This is a genomic window from Rhodococcus sp. GXMU-t2271, assembly GCF_041414735.1.
GTDB lineage: Bacteria > Actinomycetota > Actinomycetes > Mycobacteriales > Mycobacteriaceae > Rhodococcus > Rhodococcus indonesiensis.
The window spans coordinates 176,319-198,152 of record NZ_JAUIZP010000018.1 but is presented as its reverse complement, the minus strand read 5'-3'; the positions used below and the strand labels follow the sequence as shown (position 1 = coordinate 198,152).

Here is a 21,834-nt window from a genome sequence, read left to right as displayed (position 1 = left end):
GTATCTGCACCCACACCCACCGTCCACGGCTGGCACAGAGCCGGCTCCCGATCCAGGAGGCGCACATTGAGTAGGCAGAGCCTGACCAAGGCCCATGCAAAGATCACCGAGCTGACGTGGGAACCGACGTTCGCGACGCCGGCCACCCGCTTCGGCACCGACTACACGTTCGAGAAGGCCCCCAAGAAGGACCCTCTCAAGCAGATCATGCGGTCCTACTTCCCCATGGAGGAGGAGAAGGACAACCGGGTCTACGGCGCGATGGACGGCGCGATCCGCGGCAACATGTTCCGCCAGGTCCAGCAGCGCTGGCTGGAGTGGCAGAAGCTGTTCCTCTCGATCATCCCGTTCCCGGAGATCTCCGCGGCCCGTGCGATGCCGATGGCCATCGACGCGGTGCCCAATCCCGAGATCCACAACGGGCTCGCGGTGCAGATGATCGACGAGGTCCGGCACTCGACGATCCAGATGAACCTCAAGAAGCTCTACATGAACAACTACATCGATCCCGCCGGGTTCGACATGACCGAGAAGGCGTTCGCGAACAACTACGCGGGCACCATCGGCCGGCAGTTCGGGGAGGGCTTCATCACCGGTGACGCGATCACCGCGGCCAACATCTACCTGACCGTGGTCGCGGAGACCGCCTTCACGAACACCCTGTTCGTGGCGATGCCCGACGAGGCCGCCGCCAACGGTGACTACCTGCTGCCCACCGTGTTCCACTCGGTGCAGTCCGACGAGTCGCGGCACATCTCCAACGGATACTCGATCCTGCTCATGGCCCTGGCCGACGAGCGGAACCGGCCACTGCTCGAGCGCGACCTGCGCTACGCCTGGTGGAACAACCACTGCGTGGTCGACGCCGCGATCGGCACGTTCATCGAGTACGGCACCAAGGACCGCCGCAAGGACCGTGAGAGTTACGCCGAGATGTGGCGGCGGTGGATCTACGACGACTACTACCGCAGCTATCTGCTCCCCCTCGAGAAGTACGGGCTGACCATTCCGCACGACCTCGTCGAGGAGGCGTGGAAGCGCATCACCGAGAAGGGCTACGTCCACGAGGTGGCCCGGTTCTTCGCGACGGGCTGGCCGGTGAACTACTGGCGGATCGACGCCATGACCGACGCGGACTTCGAATGGTTCGAGGAGAAGTACCCCGGCTGGTACTCCAAGTTCGGCAAGTGGTGGGAGAACTACAACCGTCTCGCCTACCCCGGCCGCAACAAGCCGATCGCGTTCGAGGAAGTCGGATACCAGTACCCGCACCGCTGCTGGACCTGCATGGTGCCGGCCCTCGTCCGCGAGGACATGGTCGTGGAGAAGGTCGACGACCAGTGGCGGACCTACTGCTCGGAGACGTGCTACTGGACCGACGCCGTCGCGTTCCGCGGTGAGTACGAAGGCCGGCCCACGCCGAACATGGGTCGCCTCACCGGTTTCCGGGAATGGGAGACCCTGCACCACGACAAGGATCTCGCCGACATCGTGCAGGACCTCGGGTATGTGCGCGACGACGGCAAGACCCTCGTCGGTCAGCCGCACCTCGATCTCGACCCGAAGAAGATGTGGACCCTCGACGACGTGCGGGGCAACACCTTCCAGAGCCCGAACGTCCTGTTGAACCAGATGACGGACGAGGAGCGCGCAGCGCACATCGCGGAGTACCGCGCCGGCGCCACGCCGCTCTGACACCGGGCCCGGCGGGCGGCGCCGAGCCGCATCCCGGCGCCGCCCGCCGATACCACCAGCACAGCAATTCACGAGCCCAGGAGACACCCCCGTGGCCGACACGCACCGTATCAACTTCGAGCCCGTCGACATCGAGATGGAGGTCGGCGAGGACGAGTACATCCTCGACGCCGCCTTCCGGCAGGGCATCCACCTGATGCACGGCTGCCGGGAGGGTCGCTGCTCGGCCTGCAAATCCTTTGTCCTCGACGGTGATATCCAGATGGAGGACTACTCGACGTTCGCCTGCAACGACGCCGAGACCGACGAAGGGCACGTTCTGCTCTGCCGCTCGACGGCCTACAGTGACTGCACCATCGAACTGCTCAATTTCGACGAGGACGAGCTCCTGGGTGGTATCCCCATCCAGGAAGTGCGCACCCGAATCACCGCGATCGAGCCGATGACCAAGGACATCGTGTCGCTGCAATTGCAGCCCGTCGAGCCTGCGGAGTACGACTTCAAACCCGGTCAGTACTCCGACCTGCAGATACCGGGAACCGAGGAACACCGGTCCTTCTCCATGGCGACGACCCGATCGACGCCGGGGCATGTCGAGTTCCTCGTCAAGAAGTACCCCGGCGGCAAGTTCGCCGGCCTGCTCGAGGACGGTATCTCGGTAGGCGACGAGATCGCGCTCACCGGGCCCTACGGATCCTTCACCATCAAGGACGGCCACGTCCTGCCGATCGTCTTCATCGGCGGCGGCGCCGGCATGGCCCCGATCCTCTCGCTCCTGCGGCACCTGAGCGAGACCGGCAGCACCCGGCCCGTCCGGTTCTACTACGGTGCCCGCACGCCGGCGGATCTGTTCTACCTCGACGAGATTCTCGAATTGGGAAAGACGCTGACGGACTTCGTGTTCACACCCTGCCTCTCGGAGTCGGCGGAGCCGGCACCGTCCGGCCTGCCGGACTTCGAGGAGGGCAACGTCACCGACGTCGTGGGCCGCCGCGAGCCGGAGATCCACCGGTGCGAGGTCTACCTCTGCGGGCCACCGCCCATGGTCGATGCGGCTCTGGAACTGCTCGAGGTGCACAACACCCCGAAGGACCAGATCTTCTACGACAAGTTCACCAGCCCGGCCTTCGAGTAGTCGCCGTAGGAAACCACACCGCTCCTTCACCGACAGAAGTGAGAAACGAGATGACCGCAACCACCGAATCCAAGCACCGAAGCTTCCCGAAGATCGAGTTCACCGACTCCGAAGCCGGCGCGCTGGAATTCCCCAGCTCCCGCAGCCGCACCTTCACCTACTACACGCCGGCCAAGAAGCGTTCGACGATGTACGAGGACGTCACCGTCGACGTGCAGCCCGATCCTGAGCGGCACCTGTCGCAGGGCTGGATCTACGGCTTCGGCGACGGGCCGGGCGGATACCCCAAGGAATGGACGACCGCGAAGTCGTCGAACTGGCATGCCTTCCTCGACCCCAACGAGGAGTGGGACCAGACGATCTACCGCAACAACGCCGCGGTCGTGCGTCAGGTCGACCTGTGCCTGCAGAACGCCAAGCGGGCCCGCGCCTACGACGGCTGGAACACGCCGTGGCTGAAGTTCATCGAGCGCAATCTCGGCGCCTGGATGCACGCGGAGAACGGTCTGGCGCTGCACGTGTTCACCTCCATCCAGCGCTCCGGCCCCACGAACATGATCAACACCGCGGTGGCGGTCAATGCGGCACACAAGATGCGGTTCGCGCAGGACCTGGCGCTGTTCAACCTCGACCTGTCCGAGGCCGGGATCCCGTTCGACGGAGCCGCCCACCGGGAGGTCTGGCAGTCCGCACCGGAATGGCAGCCCACCCGCGAGGTCGTCGAGCGGCTGACCGCGGTGCCGGACTGGTGCGAGCTGCTCTTCGCCACCAACATCGTCTTCGAGCAGCTCGTCGGCTCGCTGTTCCGCACCGAACTGATCATGCAGATCGCCGCCCGCAACGGTGACTACATCACCCCGACGATCGTCGGCACCGGGGAGCACGACTACGACCGGGATCTCGCCTACACGCGCAACCTCTTCCGGATGCTCGTCCGCGACGAGCAGCACGGGGAGTCGAACAAGGAATTGTTCGGGACGTGGCTGGCGACGTGGGTGCCGCGCTGCCTCGACGCCGCGCGCGCCCTGCAGCCGATCTGGTCCCAGCCGGCGGACAAGGCGGTCACGTTCGCCTCCAGCCTCGACGCCGCCGAAGCCAAGTTCCGTTCCCTGCTCGAGGATCTCGGGCTCGACATCCCGAAGGAGTTGGACCAGTGAGCATGCAATTCGGATCGGCCACCGAGTTCTCCAATATGTGTGGCGTCACCCTGATGAACACCCCGATCGGACGCGTCGTCGCCGACGTCATGGGCACCAAGGAGGGCGTGGAGCTGACGGAGTACCCGTCGATGATCCGCGTCGACGGCGTGAACCGTCTCGAGTTCGACTACGCCGAGCTCACCGACGCCCTCGGGGAGGACTTCGACGGATCGATCTTCGAGGAGATCAGCTCCACCCACTACGGGCGCATGGTGCACCTCGACGACAAGACCATGCTCTTCGCCAGCCCCGAGGACGCCGCCGAGTACATCGGATTCGATCTCACGGCGCACTGACCCCGGCCGTCCGGGCCCGCCCGCCGGGCCCGGACGGTTCCCGATCCACCACCGGCACACGACAGAACGAGGGAAGCGATGTACGAGAAGGACGGCCAGCAGTACTTCGTCGTGGACGGCCACGTGCACATCTGGGACGGCCGCGAGTCGAACCAGAAGAACGTGCACGGACGGCAGTTCATCGACTGCTTCTACGACTACCACAAGAACCTCAGCCCCGAGGAGGAGGTGTGGGACTACGACACCTACACCTACTACGGTGGCGAACGCCTCATGAAGGACCTCTTCGTGGACGGGCACGTGGATCACGCGATCTTCCAGGCCACCCTGCTGAGCGAGTTCTACCACAAGGGCTTCGGGCAGACCGAGGAGGCGTTCGAGCTCACCCGCAAGCACCCGGACAAGCTCACCTACAACCACGCCTACGACCCGCGCCACGGCGAGGCCGGACTCGAGCAGCTACGCCGGGACGCCGAACGGATGAACCTCCAGGGCGTCAAGCTGTACACCGCCGAATGGCACGGTGACTCCCGCGGCTACAAGCTCGACGACCCGTGGTCCCGGCGCTACCTCGAGGAGTGCATCGAGCTGGGCATCAAGAACATCCACGTGCACAAGGGCCCGACCATCCGCCCGCTCGACCGGGACGCCTTCGACGTCGCCGACGTCGACAAGGTCGCCACCGACTACCTCGAGCTGCGGTTCGTCGTCGAGCACGTGGGCTTGCCCCGGCTCGAGGACTTCTGCTGGATCGCGACCCAGGAATCCAACGTGTACGGCGGTCTGGCCGTGGCAATTCCGTTCATCCACACCCGCCCCCGCTACTTCGCGCAGATCATCGGCGAACTGCTCTACTGGCTCGGCGAGGACAAGATCCTGTTCTCCAGCGACTACGCGCTGTGGACACCGAAGTGGCTGATCGAGAAGTTCGTCGACTTCCAGATCCCCGAGGACATGACCGAATACGCGCCGATCACGATCGAGCAGAAGAAGAAGATCCTCGGCCTCAACGCCGCGGCGCTCTACGACATCGACGTTCCGGAACACCTGCGGCTGCCCGAGCCGGCCGGCCAGGAAGGCGTGGAGGTGGCGGCGGGAGCACAGCAGGCGGTGTCGTCGTGACCGCCGCGCCGGTGGCCGGCGACGACGTGCTCGCCGCGCTCGGCACGGTGGTCGACCCCGAACTGGACGAGCCGATCACCGATCTCGGTTTCGTGCGGTCGGTGGTTCTCGACGACGACGGGGTCACCGTGCATCTGCGGCTACCCACCGCGTTCTGTTCACCGAACTTCGCGTACCTCATGGCCTCCGACGCCCAGGACGCCCTTCGGACGATCGAGGGCATCGGCGAGGTGCGGATCCTGCTGGACGACCACCACGACAGCGGCAAGATCAACGCGGGGCTCGCCGCCGACGCCGGCTACCGGGGCACCTTCGGCTCCGAGGCGGAGGAGAACCTCGACGAGCTGCGCCGCACGTTCCGGCGCAAGGCACACCTCGCCGCGCTGGAGCGCTGCCTCGAATCCCTGTTGCAGCACTCGTCTCTCACCGTCGACGACATCCCGTCGCTGACGCTGAGCGACCTGCCGCCCGGCCGGCACAAGTCGGCGCTGATGCGGCGACGGTTCGACATCGGCCTGAGCCTGTGCCCGGCCGGCCGGGTGTTCGTCGACGACGACGGGCGCCCGATCCCCCGCGAGGCGGTGCCGATGCGGCTGCGTTTCGCAAAGTCCGTGCGGATCTCGATGGAGGGGAACTCGCACTTCTGCCGGGGCCTGCTCGCCACCCGGTACGCCGACGACGACGGCGCATCGGCAACACCGCGGGTGGTCGACACCCGGACCAGTTCTTTTGCACCCGTCAGGAGGGTTTCATGAAGGCCGTGCAGGTGGTGGGTTACCACACCAAGCTCCAGCTCGAGGACATTCCCGAGCCGAAGGTCGAGGGTCCGCTCGACGTCGTCGTCCGCATCGGTGGGGCTGGGGTGTGCCGCACCGACATCCACATCCTCGAGGGGCAGTGGGCCGAGAAGAGCGGCGTCGCCCTGCCGTACACGATCGGCCACGAGAACGCCGGCTGGGTGCATGCCGTGGGTGACGCGGTCACGAACGTGGCCGTCGGCGACAAGGTCATCCTCCATCCCCTCATCACGTGCGGGCTCTGCCGCGCGTGCCGGTTCGGCGACGACGTGCACTGCGAGAACAGCCAGTTCCCCGGCATCGACACCAACGGCGGCTACGCCGAGTACCTGCGCACCACCGCACGCAGCGTGGTCCGGATCGACGATTCGCTCGAGCCGTCCGACGTCGCGGCGCTCGCCGACGCCGGGCTCACGGCATACCACGCCGTCGCCAAGGCGGCGCGCGCGACGCGGCCGGGTGACGTGTGCGTCATGATCGGCGCGGGCGGCCTAGGCCACATCGGCATCCAGGTGCTGAAGGCGATGTCGGCGGTCACCCTCGTCGTGGTGGACCGCAATCCGGCCGCGGTCGCCCTGGCCGTCGAGATCGGCGCCGACCACGGCATCGTCGCCGACGGCACCCACGTGCAGCAGATCCTGGAACTGACCGGCGGGCGCGGCGCCGAAGCCGTCGTGGACTTCGTCGGCGAGGGCGGCGCCACGAAGGACGGTGTCGCGATGCTGCGCCGCGCCGGCAACTACTACGTCGTCGGTTACGGCGAGAACATCGACGTGCCCACGATCGACGTGGTCTCCACCGAGATCAACTTCATCGGCAATCTCGTCGGCTCCTACAACGACCTGCAGGAGCTCATGGCCCTCGCCGCCGGCGGAAAGGTCACCCTGCACACCACGAAGTACCCGCTCGAGCAGTTCCAGCAGGCGATCGACGACCTCGACGCGGGACGGGTCCGCGGCCGCGCGATCCTGATCCCCTGAACCGCATCCCACACTCGACACGAAAGGAACCCGATCATGGCAAAGGATCTGCGGTTCGCCCAGGAAGCACGCACCCTGCTCGAGTACGGGGTCAACGCCCTCGCGGACGCGGTCAAGGTGACGCTAGGGCCGAAGGGCCGTAACGCGGTGCTCGAGAAGCTCACCGGCCCGCCCACCATCACCAACGACGGCGTCACGATCGCCCGGGAGATCCAGCTGCGGGACCCGTTCGCCAACATGGGTGCGCAACTGGTCAAGGAAGTGGCGATGAAGACCAACGGCGTGGTCGGTGACGGCACCACGACCGCGACGGTGCTCGCGCAGGCCATGGTCCGCGAAGGCCTGCGCGCCGTCGACGCCGGTGCCAACCCGATGCGGGTGCGCCGCGGCATCGAACGCACCGTGCCCGTCGTCGTCGAGGCGCTGCGCGACCGGTCCGTGCCGGTCGAGGACCGCGCGGACCTCCAGCGCGTCGCGACGCTCGCCGCCAGCGACGACGAGACCATCGGCGAGGCCATCGCCGAGGCCGTCTCGTACGTCGGCAGATCCGGCATCGTCACCACCGAGGAGAGCGACACCCTCGGGATGTCGGTGACCGTCGTCGACGGCATCGAATTCGACCACGGCTACATCTCCGGCTACATGGTCACCGACCCGGAACGCATGGAAGCGGTCCACGACAATCCGTTGATCCTCCTCACCAACAAGAAGATCAACCAGGTGCAGGACATCATGCCGAGCATCGAGGCCGCCAAACGCGCCGACCGGCCCCTCGTCGTGCTCGCCGAGGACGTCGACGGCCCGGCACTGCAGCTGCTCGTCGGCGGCAACATGCACAAGACGATGCAGTCCGTCGTCGTGCGCGCGCCCGGCTTCGGGCACCGGCGGGTCGCCGAGCTGCAAGACCTTGCGGTGGCCCTGGGCGGGCACGTCATCGCCAAGGACACCGGCGTCGAGCTGTCCGAGGTGACGCGCGAGCACCTCGGGTCCTGCGACCGCATCACCGTCACCGAGAACGACACGACCATCGTCGGCGGTCACGGCGATGCGAAGCTGCTCGAGGCCCGGGTCGCGCAGCTCGAGGCGCAGCTGGGCCGGGCCCGGATCGACGCCGACCAGGACAGCCTCCAGCTGCGTATCGCCCGGCTGACCGGCCGGGTCGCCGTGATCCGGGTGGGCGGCGCCACGAGCGTCGAACTCAAGGAGCGCATGCTGCGCGTCGAGGACGCCCTCGCCGCCACCCGGGCCGCCCTCGAGGATGGCATCGTCGCCGGCGGTGGCACCGCGCTCGGCCAGGCACACCGCGCGCTGGCCGATCTCGAGCTGCCGGGCGACGAGGGCATCGGCCGGGACGTCGTGCGGCGGGCCCTGCCCGAGCCCCTGCGGTGGATCGCGATCAACGCCGGCTTCGACGGCGACGAGGTCGTCGAGGTCGTCGCGGGCCTGCCGTCGGGGCACGGGTTCGACGCCCTCACCGGCGAGTACGGCGACATGTTCGCCGAAGGCGTCGTCGACCCCCTCAAGGTCACCCGCGCCGCGCTCGAGAGCGCCGCGTCCATCGCGGCGCTGCTCATCACCACCGAGACCGCGATCGTGGAGGAAGTCGTCGGCAATCCCGGCGCCATCCACGCGCCCGGCTTCGGGGACCTGGCCGAGGGCATGGTCCGCCCGTCCAACATCTACTGATCGCCGGGGGGACGGTCTCGGCGGCGGCCGGGCCCCGTCGGTCGCTTCCCTCCGGGGCGACCGGCCGCCGCCGTGTCCATCACCGCTCGGCAGAATCGGAGTGCACAATGATCTTCATCGTGGTCAAGTTCCGGGTCCGTCCCGAACATCAGGACGACTGGCTCTCGCTCACAAGAGAATTCACCGAAGCGACGAGAGCCGAGCCGGGCAATCTGTGGTTCGAATGGTCCCGCAGCGTCGACGATCCGTCCGAGTACGTGCTCGTCGAGGCGTTCCGCGACGGCGAGGCCGGCGCCGCCCACGTCGGTGCCGACCACTTCCGCAAAGGGCTCGACGCCATGCGCCCCGCGCTCAGCGAGACGCCGAGGATCCTCAACACCGAGCTCCCCGGCGTCGAGTGGGCTCGCATGGGTGAACTCGAGACGGTCGGCTGACACGGCTCGCCGCCGGAACCAATGGGCGGCTCACCGCCGTCGCATTCGGGCGGCTCGCCGCCGTCGCATTCGGGCGGCTCGCCGCCGTCGCATTCGGGCGGCTCGCCGCCGTCGCATTCGGGCGGCTCACCGCCGTGGTGCCCCTTCGGATCTCCCCGTCCGGAGGGGCACCACGCGGTCACCGCTCGGTCGCGCGCACGAGCAGGCGCAGTTCCGCACCGAGCGTGCATGCCCGCGGCAGATCGACGAGTCCGTTCTCGCGCAGTTCGGTGGTCAGGCGCGTGACCCGGGCGATCGCGTCCGGGACTCGCTCCTGCCACTGCGCCAGGACCTCGTCGACGTCCGCCGGACCGGTCGGCGCGCCGTCCCGGCGCAGGATCGCGGCGACGAGACCGTGGTGGCGGTCGGCGAGTTCGTCCCGCACGGTGGCGATCGCCGTGCTGTCCCACCAGGTGTGGGATCCGGTGGACAGATCCGGTGACAGGCCGTCGATCCCGAGCAGCGAGCCCGTGGCGGCGTGCACCCGGGCGACGAGGCGGGCCGGGCAGTCCAGCGTGTGCGCGGTGTCGACCAGGGCCGGACACTCGCCGAGAAGCCGGAAGTCGGGTCCGTCGCCGGCCACCGCATCTGCGAGCAGATCCTCGACCCCGGCACGCAGCCGCGTGATCTCGGCGGTCACGTCGAGCGGCGACGGCCGCAGCCGCAGGATCCACGAGGCGGCATGCTCGACGAATCCCTGTACGGCGCCGAGGCGTTCCCAGCGCTCGGCGCCGGACCCGGCGCCGTCGCGTGCCTCGGCCCACAACCGGTCGGTGTCGAACACCGCCCGGATCACCGCGTAGGCACGGGCGACCGCCGGCGTGCGCACCCCGAGCCGTTCCTCGAGCTGATAGATCATCCCCGGACCGACGTGATCGACGAGATCGGAGGCGATCCGGGTCGCGACGATCTCGCGGCGCAGGGGATGGTCCCGGATCTCGTCCCGCAGCACGTCGCGCATGCCGGTGGGGAAGTACTCGAGGGCGACGCCCGCGAAGACGGGGTCGTCGGGCACATCCGACTCGAGCAGATCCCGGCAGACGACGTTCTTCGACCGGGCGAGCAGCACCGCGATCTCCGGCCTGGTCAACCCCCGGCCGGCGCCCGCTCGCGCGGCCAGTTCCTGCACGGTGGGCAGCACCTCGGTGCTGCGCCGGAGACCGCCACCGGTCTCGAGGTGAATGATGAGCCGCTCGTGCCTGCCGAGCAGCCGGGCCGCGCGCGAGACGGCGAGGCCGAGCGCCACCGACTGGTCCCGGTTCGTGCGCAGCACCGTCCGGGCCACCTCGTCGCGGGCGTCGTCGAGCAGCCGGTTGCGCTCCTCGAGGGTCAGACCTCCTCTGCGCCGGGCAGATTCGAGAGCAATCTTCAGATTCACCTCGGCGTCGGAGGTGGCCACACCGGCCGCGTTGTCGATGAAGTCCGCATTGACACGCCCGCCCGCAGCCGCGAACTCGATGCGGGCCCGCTGCGTGAAGCCGAGGTTGCCGCCCTCGCCGACCACGCGACACCGCAGCTGCGAGGCATCGACACGGACGGGGTCGTTTGCCGGATCGGCTGCATCCGTGTGGCTTTCGGAGGAGGCCTTGACGTAGGTGCCGACACCGCCGTTCCAGAGCAGATCCACCGGCGCCGTCAGCAGCGCCTTGATCAATTCGTCCGGAGTGGTGGTCGGGTGGGGCAGTCCGAGCAGGCGCCGTGCCGGTTCCGGGACGGTGACGGATTTCGCGGAGCGGGGCCACACGCCGCCCCCGGCGGAGAGGACGTCGCGGTCGTAGTCGTCCCAGCTCGATCCGGGGAGCTCGAACAGCCGGCGGCGCTCCGCGTGGGCGCGAGCCGGGTCGGGGTCGGGATCGAGGAAGATGTGCCGGTGGTCGAAGGCGCCGACGAGGCGCAGGTGCGGGGAGAGCAGCATCCCGTTGCCGAAGACGTCGCCGGACATGTCCCCGATCCCCACCGCCGTTACCTCGGTGGTGTCGACGTCGACGCCGAGGTCGGCGAAGTGCTCGCGGACCGCGACCCACGCGCCGCGCGCGGTGATGCCCATCGCCTTGTGGTCGTATCCGCTCGATCCGCCCGAGGCGAAGGCGTCGCCGAGCCAGTAGTCGTACTCCGCGGCGATGGAGTTCGCCAGGTCGGAGAACCGGGCGGTGCCCTTGTCGGCGGCCACCACCAGATAGGCGTCGTCCCCGCCGTGGACGACGGTGCGGCCCGGGTGCACGATCCGTCCGTCGACGATGTTGTCGGCGAGGTCGAGCATGCCCCGGACGAACGTCGAATAGGCCTGGGCGGGCGAAATATCTGGGCTCGTGCGGACGAACGCGCCCTTGGCGCCGACGGGGACGATGGGAGCGTTCTTCACGACCTGGGTCTTCATCAGGCCGAGGACCTCGGTGCGGTAGTCCTCCGGCCGGTCCGAGAACCGTAGCCCACCCCGGGCGACGGTGCCGCTCCGCACGTGGATGCCCTCCACGTCGTCGGAGTGGACGAAGATCTCGCGGTGCGGAACGACCGGTCCGGGGTCGGCGAGGCGAGCGGACTCGAGCATGAACGACCCGTACGGTTTCGCCGCGCCGTGTTCGTCGCGCTGGTACCAGTTGGTGCGTACGGTGGCGGTGACGCACGACTCCAGGCTGCGCAGGATGCGGTCCTCGTCGAGGCTTTCCGCCGCGCCGCGCCGCTCGGTGAGCGCCTGTTCGGCGGCGTCGTCCCGGTCGTGCCGGTCCGGGTCGAAGCGCGCGGCGAAGCAGGCGACGAGGGCCTCGACGAATCCGGCATGCCGGCAGAGCGTGTCGACGACGTACCGTTCCGACATGATCAGTCCCGCCTGGCGGGCGAAGCGGGCGGCGGCGCGGACCAGGGCGATGTCCCGCACGTCCACGTCGGCGACGACGGCGAGGCGGGAGTACCCGTCGACGACGGTGCGGCCCTGCGCATGGGCGTCGAAGACCGCCGCCACCCGGCGCGGCGAATCCGGTTCCCACTCCGGGGGCGTGACGAACGCGAACCGATGCACCCGGCGGTCCGGATCGCCGGCCGTCAGGAGCTCGTGATCGTCGATCCGCAGTCCGAAGTGCTCGAACGTGTGGACGGAGTCGGCGAGCAGCGGGTCCCGTCCCGGCCATCGCATGACGGCACAGGCGGTGCCGTCGGAGGACGAGTCCTCCACGAACAGCAGGGCCGGTCCGGCATCCTGCGCGTGCGCGAGATGCCGCGCTGCCCCGGCGACGTCGGTGGGCGCCGGTTCGTACGGGTGCGTGGGGGCGGTGGTCATCGGTCTGTCCTTTCGGTCACCCGGTGTGGGCCGTGGTGTGCCGTCAGTCTGCGGCGGGCCGCCCAGGACGGACATGTACGCGATGTCCATGCAGATCGCAGAACTTGTACTCGAGGTCCATCAGGGACCCGGCGTCCGCGCTCCTACAGTTCGAGGAAACCGACGGAGGGAGAAGGACATGACCGCAGTCGAACTCGTACGGGGTGGCCCCGGGCTCGAGCAGGCTCGTCGCATCGTGACGGACATCCCGGGACCCCGGTCGCGGGAGCTGGCGCAGCGCCGCGCCGACGCGCTGCCGGCGGGCCTGACGAGTGGCGCCGAGATCTACGCGGCAGCCGGGGGCGGGGGTGTGCTCGTCGACGTGGACGGGAACTCCTTCATCGACCTCGGCTCCGGGATCGCCGTCACCACCGTCGGCAACTCCGCGCCGCGGGTCGTCGAACGCGCCACCGCGCAGCTGCAGCAGTTCACCCACACCTGCTTCCTCGCCACCCCCTACGAGCCGTACATCGAGGTCGCCGAAGCCCTCAACCGCCTGACCCCGGGCACGCACGCCAAGCGCACGGCCCTGTTCAACACCGGCAGCGAGGCCGTCGAGAACGCCGTGAAGTACGCCCGCGCAGCGACCGGCCGGTCCGCCGTGGTCACGTTCGACCACGCCTTCCACGGCCGCACGCTGATGACGATGACCATGACGGCGAAGAACCAGCCCTACAAGCACTCCTTCGGTCCGTTCGCCCCGGAGGTCTACCGCGCGCCGATGGCCTACCCCTACCGGTGGCCGAGCGGGCCCGACCGCGCCGCGGACGAGGCGTTCGAGCAATTCCGGCTGCTCGTCGACGCCCAGATCGGCGCGGACCAGGTGGCGTGCGTCGTCGTCGAACCCATCCAGGGCGAGGGCGGGTTCATCGTTCCCGCCGACGGATTCCTGCGGCGCATCGCCGACTTCTGCCGGGACCGCGGCATCCTCGTCGTCGCCGACGAGGTCCAGACCGGAATCGCCCGCACCGGAGCCTGGTTCGCGTGCGAGCACGAGGGCCTCGTGCCGGATCTGATCGTCACGGCGAAGGGACTCGCCGGCGGATTCCCGCTCGCGGCCGTCACCGGCCGGGCCGAGATCATGGACCGCGCCCATCCGGGCGGCATCGGCGGCACCTACAGCGGCAACCCCGCCGCATGTGCCGCGGCGCTCGGCGTCTTCGAGACGATCGAGGCCGAGCACCTGCTCGACCGCGCTCAGGAGATCGGCGCGCTGATGCTGCGGGAACTGCGCGAGATCGGCACCCGCCACCCCGTCGTCGGCGAGGTCCGGGGCCGCGGCGCCATGGTCGCCGTCGAGCTCGTCGAGCCCGGTACGACCACCCCCAACCGCGAGGCCGTCGCGGAGATCGCCCGGTACTGCCAGGCCCACGGAGTCCTCACCCTGACCGCCGGCACCTTCGGGAACGTGCTCCGGTTCCTGCCGCCGCTGTCGATCTCCGATGCGCTGCTCACCGAGGCGTTCTCGGTGCTGCGCGACGCGTTCGCCGCCCTCTGACCACCCCCGCTCTTCTACCTCCGAGGACCAGCACATGACCACCACCGCACCCGCACGCACGACCGGCCCCCTGCGGCCGCTCGAACTCCTCGGCGCCGACACCCTGCTCGACGCCGACGAACGCGACATCGCCGCCACCGTCCGGCGCTTCGTCGAGACCCGGCTCACCCCCGAGGTCGGCAACTGGTTCGAATCCGCCACGCTGCCCAAGGAACTGGCGAAGGAGTTCGGTGCCCTCGGCGTCCTCGGCATGCATCTGGACGGATACGGGTGTGCCGGCACCAACGCCGTCAGCTACGGCCTGGCCTGCCTGGAACTCGAGGCCGGCGACAGCGGATTCCGCAGCTTCGTCTCGGTGCAGGGCTCGCTGTCGATGTTCTCGATCCACCGCTACGGATCCGACGAGCAGAAGGAGCACTGGCTGCCCCGGCTCGCCTCCGGCGACGCCATCGGGTGCTTCGGGCTGACGGAACCCGACTTCGGTTCCAACCCCGGGGGAATGCGCACCCGCGCCCGCCGGGACGGGTCGGACTGGATCCTCACCGGCACCAAGATGTGGATCACCAACGGCAATCTCGCGGACGTCGCCACGGTGTGGGCACAGACCGAACAGGGCGTGCGCGGGTTCGTCGTGCCCACCGACACCCCCGGCTTCACCGCCAACCCGATCCACCGGAAGCTGTCGCTGCGGGCCTCGGTGACCTCCGAGCTGGTCCTCGACAACGTGCGCCTGCCGGCGTCGGCCGAGCTGCCGCTCGCCCGCGGACTCGGCGCTCCCCTGTCCTGCCTCAACGAGGCCCGGTTCGGGATCGTGTTCGGCGCGCTCGGCGCCGCCCGCAACAGCCTCGAGACCGCGTTGGACTACGCCGCCTCCCGCGAGGTCTTCGATCGTCCGCTCGCCTCCTACCAGCTCACCCAGGAGAAGCTGGCCGACATGACGCTCGAGCTCGGCAAGGGATTCCTGCTCGCGCTGCACCTCGGCCGCCTCAAGGACGAATCCGGGGTCACTCCCGAGCAGATCAGCCTCGGCAAGCTCAACAACGTCCGCGAGGCCCTGGCCATCGCCCGCGAATGCCGGACCATCCTCGGCGCCAGCGGAATCACCCTCGAGTACTCGCCGCTGCGGCACGCCAACAACCTCGAATCGGTGCTGACCTACGAGGGCACCAGCGAGATGCACCTGCTCTCGATCGGTCGCGCGCTGACCGGTCACGCCGCATTCCGCTGATCCGCACCGTCGACGCGTCGAAGGGACACGCCATGACGACACCCGTTCTGCTGCAACACTACATCGACGGTGAGTGGTTCGACGGTGGGGCCGAGGCCCTGACCAGCATCAGCCCCGCCGAACCGGACGTCACCGTCGCCCACGGACGTGCGGCCACCGGCGACGACGTCGACCGGGCCGTCGCCGCCGCGCGCGCCGCCGCCCGGCACTGGGCGAAGACCCCGGCGCACGAACGCGGTGCCGTCCTGGCCCGGGCGGCCGCCGTCGTCGAATCGTCCGCCTCGCAGTGGGGCGCGGAACTCGCCCGCGAGGAGGGCAAGACGCGCGGCGAGGGCGTGGCCGAGGTGCTCCGCGCCGCCCAGATCCTGCGCTTCTACGGCGGCGAGGGCGACCGGGAGGCCGGTGAGGTGTTCACCTCTCCGCGGCGCGGGGAACAGATCCTGGTCGCGCGCAAGCCCGTCGGCGTGGTCGGTGTCATCACCCCCTTCAACTTCCCCATCGCCATACCCGCCTGGAAGATCGCCCCGGCACTGACCTACGGCAACACCGTGGTGTGGAAGCCGGCGGGCACCGTGCCGCTGCTGGCGATGCGGCTCGCGCAGGCCCTCGCCGAGGCGGGCCTGCCGCCGGGGGTGCTCAACCTCGTCGTCGGCGGCCGGGCGGTCGGTGCCGGCATCGCCGATCATCCGGGGATCGACGCGCTGACCTTCACCGGTTCGACGGCGGTCGGCCGAAGCCTCGCGGCGGCCGGGGCGGCGCGGGGCGTGCCGGTGCAGGCTGAGATGGGCGGCAAGAACGCGGCCGTCGTGCTCGGTGACGCGGACCTCGATCTCGCCGCCGAGCAGGTGCTGCTCGGCGCGTTCCGGTCGTCGGGACAGAAGTGCACGGCGACCTCGCGGCTGATCGTCACCGACGACGTCGCCGACGAGTTCGTCGGTGAACTCGTCGCCCGGATCGGGAAGTGGACCGTCGGCAATCCCCTGGACGAGCAGGTCCACATGGGTCCGGTGGTCGACGCCGCGGCGCGGACGTCGATCCAGGCAGGTGTCGACGAGGCGGTCCGGCAGGGTGCCCGGGTGCTGTTCGGCGGGCGACCGTACGAGGACGGTGAACTCGCGGCCGGGTTCTACGTGCCGCCCACCGTGCTCGAGCTGCCCGGCACCGGGCTCGACGTGTGGCGGGAGGAGTTGTTCGGACCCGTCCTGGCCGTGTGCCGCGCGACGGACGCCGAGGCGGCGTTCGCGCTCGCCGACGACAGCGACTACGGCTTGTCGGCGGCGGTGTTCACCCAGGACCTCACCCGCGCGCTCGGGGCGCTCGAGGACCTGGACGTGGGCATCCTGCACATCAACTCCGAATCCGCCGGCGCCGATCCGCACGTCCCGTTCGGCGGCGCGAAGAAGAGCGGATACGGCCCGAAGGAACAGGGCCGCGCCGCACGGGAGTTCTTCACCCACACCACGACCGTCTACCTCCGCGGCGGGAGGCCGATCGCATGAGCCAGGGCGCACTCGACGGCATCGTCGTCGCCGATTTCACCCGGGTCCTCGCCGGCCCCTATGCGACGATGATGCTCGCGGACATGGGCGCCGAGGTCGTCAAGATCGAACGCCCCGGCACCGGCGACGACACCCGGGCATGGGGACCCCCCTACGACGATGCCGGCACGGCCACGTACTTCAACTCGGTCAACCGCAACAAGACCTCCGTGGTCCTCGACCTCGCGTCGGAGCAGGGCCGGGCCGAGGCCCGGCGGCTCGTCGCGCGCGCGGACATCGTGGTCGAGAACTTCCGCGCGGGCACCATGGAGCGTCTCGGCCTCGGCTACGACGACCTGCTCGACGTCAACCCGGGATTGATCTACTGCTCCGTCACCGGATTCGGAAGCGGAGACGGAGCGGCCCTGCCGGGCTACGACCTGCTCGTGCAGGCCGTCGGTGGGCTCATGAGCATCACCGGACCCGAGGCCGGCACGCCCACGAAGGTGGGCGTCGCGGTCGTCGACGTGCTCACGGGCCTGCACGCCCTCGCCGGGATCCTCGCTGCGCTGCACCACCGCGAGCGCACCGGCGAGGGGCAGCGCGTCGAGACCAACCTCCTTGCCGCGCTGCTGTCCTCGCTCGTCAACCAGGGCTCGGCGTACCTCGGTGCCGGGGTGGTGCCGGGCATCATCGGAAACCGGCACCCCAGCATCGCCCCGTACGAGGTGTTCCCGACCAAGGACCGGCCGCTGGCGCTGGCGGTGGGCAACGACAAGCAGTTCGCCCGGCTCGCCGAGACGATCGGCGCGCCGGAACTGGCGACCGACCCGCGGTTCTGCAGCAACCCGCTGCGCGTCGCGCACCGCGACGAACTGTGTGAGGAGATCACCTCGATCCTCGAGACGGCCGGGGCCGACCACTGGTACGACGAGCTCTCCCGCGTGGGTGTTCCGGCCGGGCCCATCAACGACGTCGCCGAGGCCTTCGAGTTCGCCCGGCGTCTCGGTCTCGACGCCGTGGTGTCCGTGCCCGAAAGTGCCACGCCGCAGGTCGGAAACCCGTTGACCTTCTCCAGGACTCCGGTCCGGTACCGGTCGGCTCCACCACCCCTGGGTGGGGCCGCGGACTGACCGGAGCGGCCCGGAGGAGTGCCCGTCCCGTCGCGTCCGGCCGCGGCGGGACGGGCGTCGCACGGCGTCAGCGCGTGACCCCGGTGGCGGAGTATCCACTGTCTCCCGGCGTCGCTGTGGCATCCGGGCAGCCCTCGGAGCCCATGCCGGCCAACTCTGGACCGGACCACATGATCGGCATCGGGAGGGTGAATCGGCGACGGGACAGGGCGGCGGCGATCACCGCGCCCCGCCTTGCCGTCGCCGTGACCGGCAGGTAGGGGTCACGCGATCCCCGTCCACGCGATCGAGACGAATGTACTGATCGCAACCGTCCGGCCGAATTCGCTTGTCGTGCTCATTCGCACGCTCCCCACGCAGCGCCTCACGGTCGATGCTCGTCGTCATCGGGGAGCTTTCGCAGTCGTAATTCCTCGTCGCCTGGCTCATGACGCACAGCGCTGCGCTGTCACGTCTTCCCGGCGATCGAGATCAGGAAGTCGCGGTTTGTGCGGTGCCGCCTCGTCACCCCAGGGCACCCCGAAGGGCGCCCAGGCTTACCCGACAGACATCGACCCTCGTTCGGTCGGGACGAGAGGACCTTTGGCTCTGTCCGCACGACCGGACAAGGCACACAGTCGGCCTACGGACCGAAGGACATCCGGTCACAGCAGTACCGAACGGGAAGGACCCTGTCATGAAGGTGCTGACCATCTACGCACACCACGACCCACACTCGTTCTGCCACGGCGTGCTCGATCGGTTCACCGCGGGCCTCCAGGAAGCCGGGCACACCAGTGAGGTCATCGACCTGTACGCAATCAAGTTCGACCCCGTATTCAGAGACCGGGACGTAGCCAGCTACACCAGCCCCGACATCCCTGCCGACATCCTCGAGCAGATGGATCTACGCAGCCGCGTGCTGGACTCCTGCCGATGGCCTGGGCAGCGGTGGCTGGCCCAGCGGGCACTGCGGGGCAAGTCACCGGCCGAAATCGCCGCATTGATCCGCAGCCGCATGCCCAAAGACGTCCTCGCGCAGCAGGCCAAGGTCGCCGCCGCCGACGCCCTGGCCTTCATCGCACCGATTCACTACTGCAACTTCCCCTCGATACTCAAAGGCTGGATCGACCGGGTCTGGACCCTGGACTTTGCCTTCGGTCTCACCTCCGAGGGCTGGCACGGCGACGTCAACGGTCGGATCCCGCTGCTCGAGCACAGACGGGTACTCATCATGACCTCCACGATCTTCGACAAGGACTCCTACGACACCGGAGTCCGGGACGCCATCGGCAAGGTCCTCGACGAGTGGGGCTTCCGGTTCCCCGGCATCCAGGACGTCGAACACGTGTACTTCTACGCCGCCACAGCGGCGACGCCCGAAAAGGTGCAACAGTACCTTCGGCAGGCCTACGACCTCGGTCGCAGTTTCGACCGACCCCAGCCACCACCCGAGAGCCGCGCTGCCGTCGCTCCCTCGGTCACACCATGACCGAGCGCCCGTCGACCAGTCGAAGCTGACGTCGTCGGGCTTCCAATTTGTTGTCTCGACGGCTCACACCGCCCACCGCTCGACCGTGTCCTGAGCACCGCCCACGACATGTACCGCGAAGTAACCGTCATGTCCGCCCGGCCGAGACCGCCGTATCGGTGCCCACGGTGATCGCCGAAGACAGCGCCGCACCCGCGCCATCGCCGCCGGCAGGATCACCACCCTCGCCGAGCGGCATCGTATCGACTACACGGCGGTAGGACTCTACAACCGACTCGCCGCCCTATCGGCCTTTCCGGTCCTCGCCGACGCCTCCACCGGCCTCGGCTTCCTCCCCCATGTAGGAAGTGCGACCGTGTCGGTGCGCGCCGAGATGGCTCGACTGTGCGCAGAAAATGCGATCGCCATGGCCCGTGGTGACCTCCCACCGCACATGGTCGATCCCGAAGCATGGACGCGGTGAGCGCTTTTCCTGCTTACCGACAATCTCGAAGGCACCCACGAAGGACGAAGTCCCCGGTGGGTCTGATTGCCCCCGACAAGTTCAAAGGAAGTATGTCCGCTCGTACGCATCCGGGTCTGGCCACCGACAACCACCTCGCTCGATAGTTCCGCGCCACCATCGACGTCCGCACCGAGTTGCGCTGCCCACTCGGATCGGGCAGCCTTCGACGCCACGCAGAGCTGAGCCGGCGATTCTGCCGACCCGGTCTCGACGCCGTGGTGTCCGTGCCCGGAAGTGCCACGCCGCAGATCGGAAACCCCTTGACCTTCTCCAGGACTCCGGTCCGGTACCGGTCGGCTCCACCGCCCCTGGGTGGAGCCGCGGACTGACCGGAGCTGCCCGGAGGAGTGCCCGTCCCGTCGCGTCCGGCCGCGGCGGGACGGGCGTCGCACGTCGGCGGGACCGTCGGATCAAGGATGCGCGACGACGCGATCCTCGGGTGCGGGAACGGTGGGTCGTCGGATCCCGAAGGATTCGAAGCCGACGACGTACAGAAGCGTCACCAACGCGAACAGGTCCATGAACCCGAGGGCGTTGCCGTGCAGGCCGTCGGCGACAGCCGGTTCGTGCAGCACGATCTCGGCGACCACGTAGTAGTAGAGGACGAACGTGATCACGGCGAGAGCGAACGTGATCGCCACGCGGGACACCAGATTCGCCACGGCCCCGGCCTCCGTCGGCTTGTTTCCGAAAGCGTTGGCCCACAGAATCATCCATGCCACCCAGCACACGCCCAGCTGCGCCGGGTACTGATCGATCGGGAAGCCCGGATCGGCGGCCGTGCCGGCGCCGACGAGCACCGTGCACACGGCGCGCAGTGCCACGAACAACATGGTGCCGAGCGCGATGTTGCCAATCGTCGAGACCAGCGCGACCCGCATGCGGCTCCCGGCCAGCCGCCACGGCCAGTTCTCCAGGGTCTGCCCGGTGAGCACGATCGCGACGATGATCGAGTAGTACCAGCCGAGCAGTGTGTCGACGTCGAACAGCGCCGCCCCCTCCCGGACGGTGTCCGAGACCGCGGGTACACCCAGTACGAAATAGAGCAGGGCGGTCGGGACGAGGAGGGTGACGATCTCGCAGGCACCGACCCACGGCTGTTTCAGACCCAGATCGGTCCACGGCCAGTGTCCCCAGTTGAGCACCACGAGAACCCACGTGGAGAAACCGAACAGGACGAACAGCGCACCCGTGAAGTAGCCCAGGCCGTCGGGACGGCCGGCCGCGAAGTCGGGATACAGGTGGCCGATCCCGCTCGCGAGGACATAGGTGACAACGACGGCGAAAACCGAGGTGGCGCCGAGGAACACCAGTCCACGCCACGGCTGCCGTAGCCGATCGAATCCCCAGAACTCGAGGTTGAATCCGGCCCACACGACGAACAGGAGAGCCCAGAACAGGAGGGCATTGAACGGTAGCGGATACAGATCGAACGGACTGAACTGCGGGTCGGCGAGCAGGTACCACGCCGCAACGGAAACGGTGACGACCACGGCGGTGTCGGCGACACCGAGTCTGAGCCACCCCGGGGACGTGCCGGCGTGTGAGCGTTCGGACATGGGGATACCGGAACCTTCTGTGATGCCCTCGAATCGAGGGGTGGGGGACATCGGCCGAGGACATCGGTGGGGGGTGTGGTCGCCGGAGTCGGCTGCCGGATTGCGGACCGTGTCCTCGAGCTTTCTTCGTCAGTTGCGGCGGCGCAGTTCGGAACCGGCCGTGGGAGCGTGGAGTATCGGGGTGTCCTTCCCGTGAGGATGCGACTCGTGAGAATGTGACTCGGAGCACACTCGAAACGATCACGCGTCACAACCGTTGCGCCGCG

16 protein-coding genes and 1 pseudogene are annotated in these 21,834 nt (G+C 68.7%); 15 read left to right on the top strand and 2 right to left on the bottom strand.

Annotation, left to right across the window (positions count from 1 at the left end):
• Window positions 1-66: 66 nt before the first annotated feature.
• The 9 genes from QYS60_RS07250 (at window position 67) to QYS60_RS07210 (ending at window position 9,344) form a co-directional block, all read left to right on the top strand.
• The gene (locus QYS60_RS07250) at window positions 67-1,695 is read left to right on the top strand and encodes a methane monooxygenase (RefSeq protein ID WP_010596327.1); all 1,629 of its coding nucleotides are present in this window, start codon (window positions 67-69) and stop codon (window positions 1,693-1,695) included.
• 91 nt (window positions 1,696-1,786) lie between these two features.
• Window positions 1,787-2,830 carry an FAD-binding oxidoreductase gene (locus QYS60_RS07245; protein WP_371382789.1) on the top strand — a complete coding sequence of 348 codons (1,044 nt, stop codon included), beginning with the start codon at window positions 1,787-1,789 and terminating at the stop codon, window positions 2,828-2,830.
• 50 nt (window positions 2,831-2,880) lie between these two features.
• Complete coding sequence (locus QYS60_RS07240) at window positions 2,881-3,987, top strand: aromatic/alkene monooxygenase hydroxylase subunit beta (RefSeq protein ID WP_003935002.1); 1,107 nt, start codon at window positions 2,881-2,883, stop codon at window positions 3,985-3,987.
• 2 nt (window positions 3,988-3,989) lie between these two features.
• On the top strand, window positions 3,990-4,325 hold the full coding sequence (gene mimD / locus QYS60_RS07235; protein ID WP_085999772.1) for a propane 2-monooxygenase effector subunit MimD: 336 nt from the start codon (window positions 3,990-3,992) through the stop codon (window positions 4,323-4,325).
• Between the two features lie 78 nt (window positions 4,326-4,403).
• The gene (locus QYS60_RS07230; protein ID WP_003935000.1) at window positions 4,404-5,447 is read left to right on the top strand and encodes an amidohydrolase family protein; all 1,044 of its coding nucleotides are present in this window, start codon (window positions 4,404-4,406) and stop codon (window positions 5,445-5,447) included.
• Window positions 5,444-6,202, top strand: a complete 759-nt coding sequence (locus tag QYS60_RS07225) for an iron-sulfur cluster assembly protein (RefSeq protein WP_054370756.1) — start codon at window positions 5,444-5,446, stop codon at window positions 6,200-6,202. Before QYS60_RS07230 ends, QYS60_RS07225 begins: the two co-directional genes overlap by 4 nt.
• Window positions 6,199-7,224, top strand: coding sequence for an NAD(P)-dependent alcohol dehydrogenase (locus QYS60_RS07220; protein ID WP_289378509.1), 1,026 nt, complete (start codon window positions 6,199-6,201; stop codon window positions 7,222-7,224). Before QYS60_RS07225 ends, QYS60_RS07220 begins: the two co-directional genes overlap by 4 nt.
• 36 nt (window positions 7,225-7,260) lie before the next feature.
• A complete protein-coding gene (gene groL, locus QYS60_RS07215; protein WP_003934997.1) occupies window positions 7,261-8,910 on the top strand; it encodes a chaperonin GroEL in 1,650 nt (549 codons plus the stop codon).
• A 107-nt stretch (window positions 8,911-9,017) separates the two neighbouring features.
• Complete coding sequence (locus tag QYS60_RS07210) at window positions 9,018-9,344, top strand: putative quinol monooxygenase (RefSeq protein ID WP_003934996.1); 327 nt, start codon at window positions 9,018-9,020, stop codon at window positions 9,342-9,344.
• Window positions 9,345-9,522: 178 nt separating this feature from the next.
• Here QYS60_RS07210 and QYS60_RS07205 read toward each other — a convergent pair whose 3' ends face one another.
• On the bottom strand, window positions 9,523-12,657 hold the full coding sequence (locus QYS60_RS07205) for an NAD-glutamate dehydrogenase domain-containing protein (RefSeq protein WP_371382788.1): 3,135 nt from the start codon (window positions 12,655-12,657) through the stop codon (window positions 9,523-9,525).
• Window positions 12,658-12,835: 178 nt separating this feature from the next.
• On the opposite strand from QYS60_RS07205, the gene gabT reads away from it, so the two are divergent.
• The 6 genes and pseudogenes from gabT to QYS60_RS07175 form a co-directional block, all read left to right on the top strand.
• Window positions 12,836-14,194, top strand: coding sequence for a 4-aminobutyrate--2-oxoglutarate transaminase (gabT, locus tag QYS60_RS07200; protein ID WP_003934994.1), 1,359 nt, complete (start codon window positions 12,836-12,838; stop codon window positions 14,192-14,194).
• Between the two features lie 34 nt (window positions 14,195-14,228).
• Window positions 14,229-15,422 (top strand): acyl-CoA dehydrogenase family protein, encoded by a 1,194-nt coding sequence (locus QYS60_RS07195; protein ID WP_371382787.1) that lies wholly within the window; start codon window positions 14,229-14,231, stop codon window positions 15,420-15,422.
• 32 nt (window positions 15,423-15,454) lie between these two features.
• A complete protein-coding gene (locus tag QYS60_RS07190; RefSeq protein WP_371382786.1) occupies window positions 15,455-16,921 on the top strand; it encodes an aldehyde dehydrogenase family protein in 1,467 nt (488 codons plus the stop codon).
• Complete coding sequence (locus QYS60_RS07185) at window positions 16,918-18,033, top strand: CaiB/BaiF CoA transferase family protein (protein ID WP_371382785.1); 1,116 nt, start codon at window positions 16,918-16,920, stop codon at window positions 18,031-18,033. The genes QYS60_RS07190 and QYS60_RS07185 overlap by 4 nt, the downstream gene beginning before the upstream one ends.
• 676 nt (window positions 18,034-18,709) lie before the next feature.
• A complete protein-coding gene (locus tag QYS60_RS07180; RefSeq protein ID WP_371382784.1) occupies window positions 18,710-19,504 on the top strand; it encodes an NAD(P)H-dependent oxidoreductase in 795 nt (264 codons plus the stop codon).
• Between the two features lie 295 nt (window positions 19,505-19,799).
• Window positions 19,800-19,967, top strand: a pseudogene (locus QYS60_RS07175) (D-glycerate dehydrogenase); the annotation flags it as partial.
• Between the two features lie 452 nt (window positions 19,968-20,419).
• Here QYS60_RS07175 and QYS60_RS07170 read toward each other — a convergent pair.
• Entirely contained in the window at window positions 20,420-21,568 is a 1,149-nt protein-coding gene (locus tag QYS60_RS07170) for a hypothetical protein (RefSeq protein ID WP_371382783.1), read from the bottom strand.
• Window positions 21,569-21,834 lie beyond the last annotated feature (266 nt).

Coding starts and splice junctions, on each gene's coding strand:
- QYS60_RS07240 (WP_003935002.1), top strand. CDS start 2,881: ATGACCGCAACCACCGAATCCAAGCACCGAAGCTTCCCGAAGATCGAG.
- mimD (WP_085999772.1), top strand. CDS start 3,990: ATGCAATTCGGATCGGCCACCGAGTTCTCCAATATGTGTGGCGTCACC.
- QYS60_RS07230 (WP_003935000.1), top strand. CDS start 4,404: ATGTACGAGAAGGACGGCCAGCAGTACTTCGTCGTGGACGGCCACGTG.
- QYS60_RS07220 (WP_289378509.1), top strand. CDS start 6,199: ATGAAGGCCGTGCAGGTGGTGGGTTACCACACCAAGCTCCAGCTCGAG.
- groL (WP_003934997.1), top strand. CDS start 7,261: ATGGCAAAGGATCTGCGGTTCGCCCAGGAAGCACGCACCCTGCTCGAG.
- QYS60_RS07210 (WP_003934996.1), top strand. CDS start 9,018: ATGATCTTCATCGTGGTCAAGTTCCGGGTCCGTCCCGAACATCAGGAC.
- QYS60_RS07205 (WP_371382788.1), bottom strand. CDS start 12,657: ATGACCACCGCCCCCACGCACCCGTACGAACCGGCGCCCACCGACGTC.
- gabT (WP_003934994.1), top strand. CDS start 12,836: ATGACCGCAGTCGAACTCGTACGGGGTGGCCCCGGGCTCGAGCAGGCT.
- QYS60_RS07195 (WP_371382787.1), top strand. CDS start 14,229: ATGACCACCACCGCACCCGCACGCACGACCGGCCCCCTGCGGCCGCTC.
- QYS60_RS07190 (WP_371382786.1), top strand. CDS start 15,455: ATGACGACACCCGTTCTGCTGCAACACTACATCGACGGTGAGTGGTTC.
- QYS60_RS07185 (WP_371382785.1), top strand. CDS start 16,918: ATGAGCCAGGGCGCACTCGACGGCATCGTCGTCGCCGATTTCACCCGG.
- QYS60_RS07180 (WP_371382784.1), top strand. CDS start 18,710: ATGAAGGTGCTGACCATCTACGCACACCACGACCCACACTCGTTCTGC.
- QYS60_RS07170 (WP_371382783.1), bottom strand. CDS start 21,568: ATGTCCGAACGCTCACACGCCGGCACGTCCCCGGGGTGGCTCAGACTC.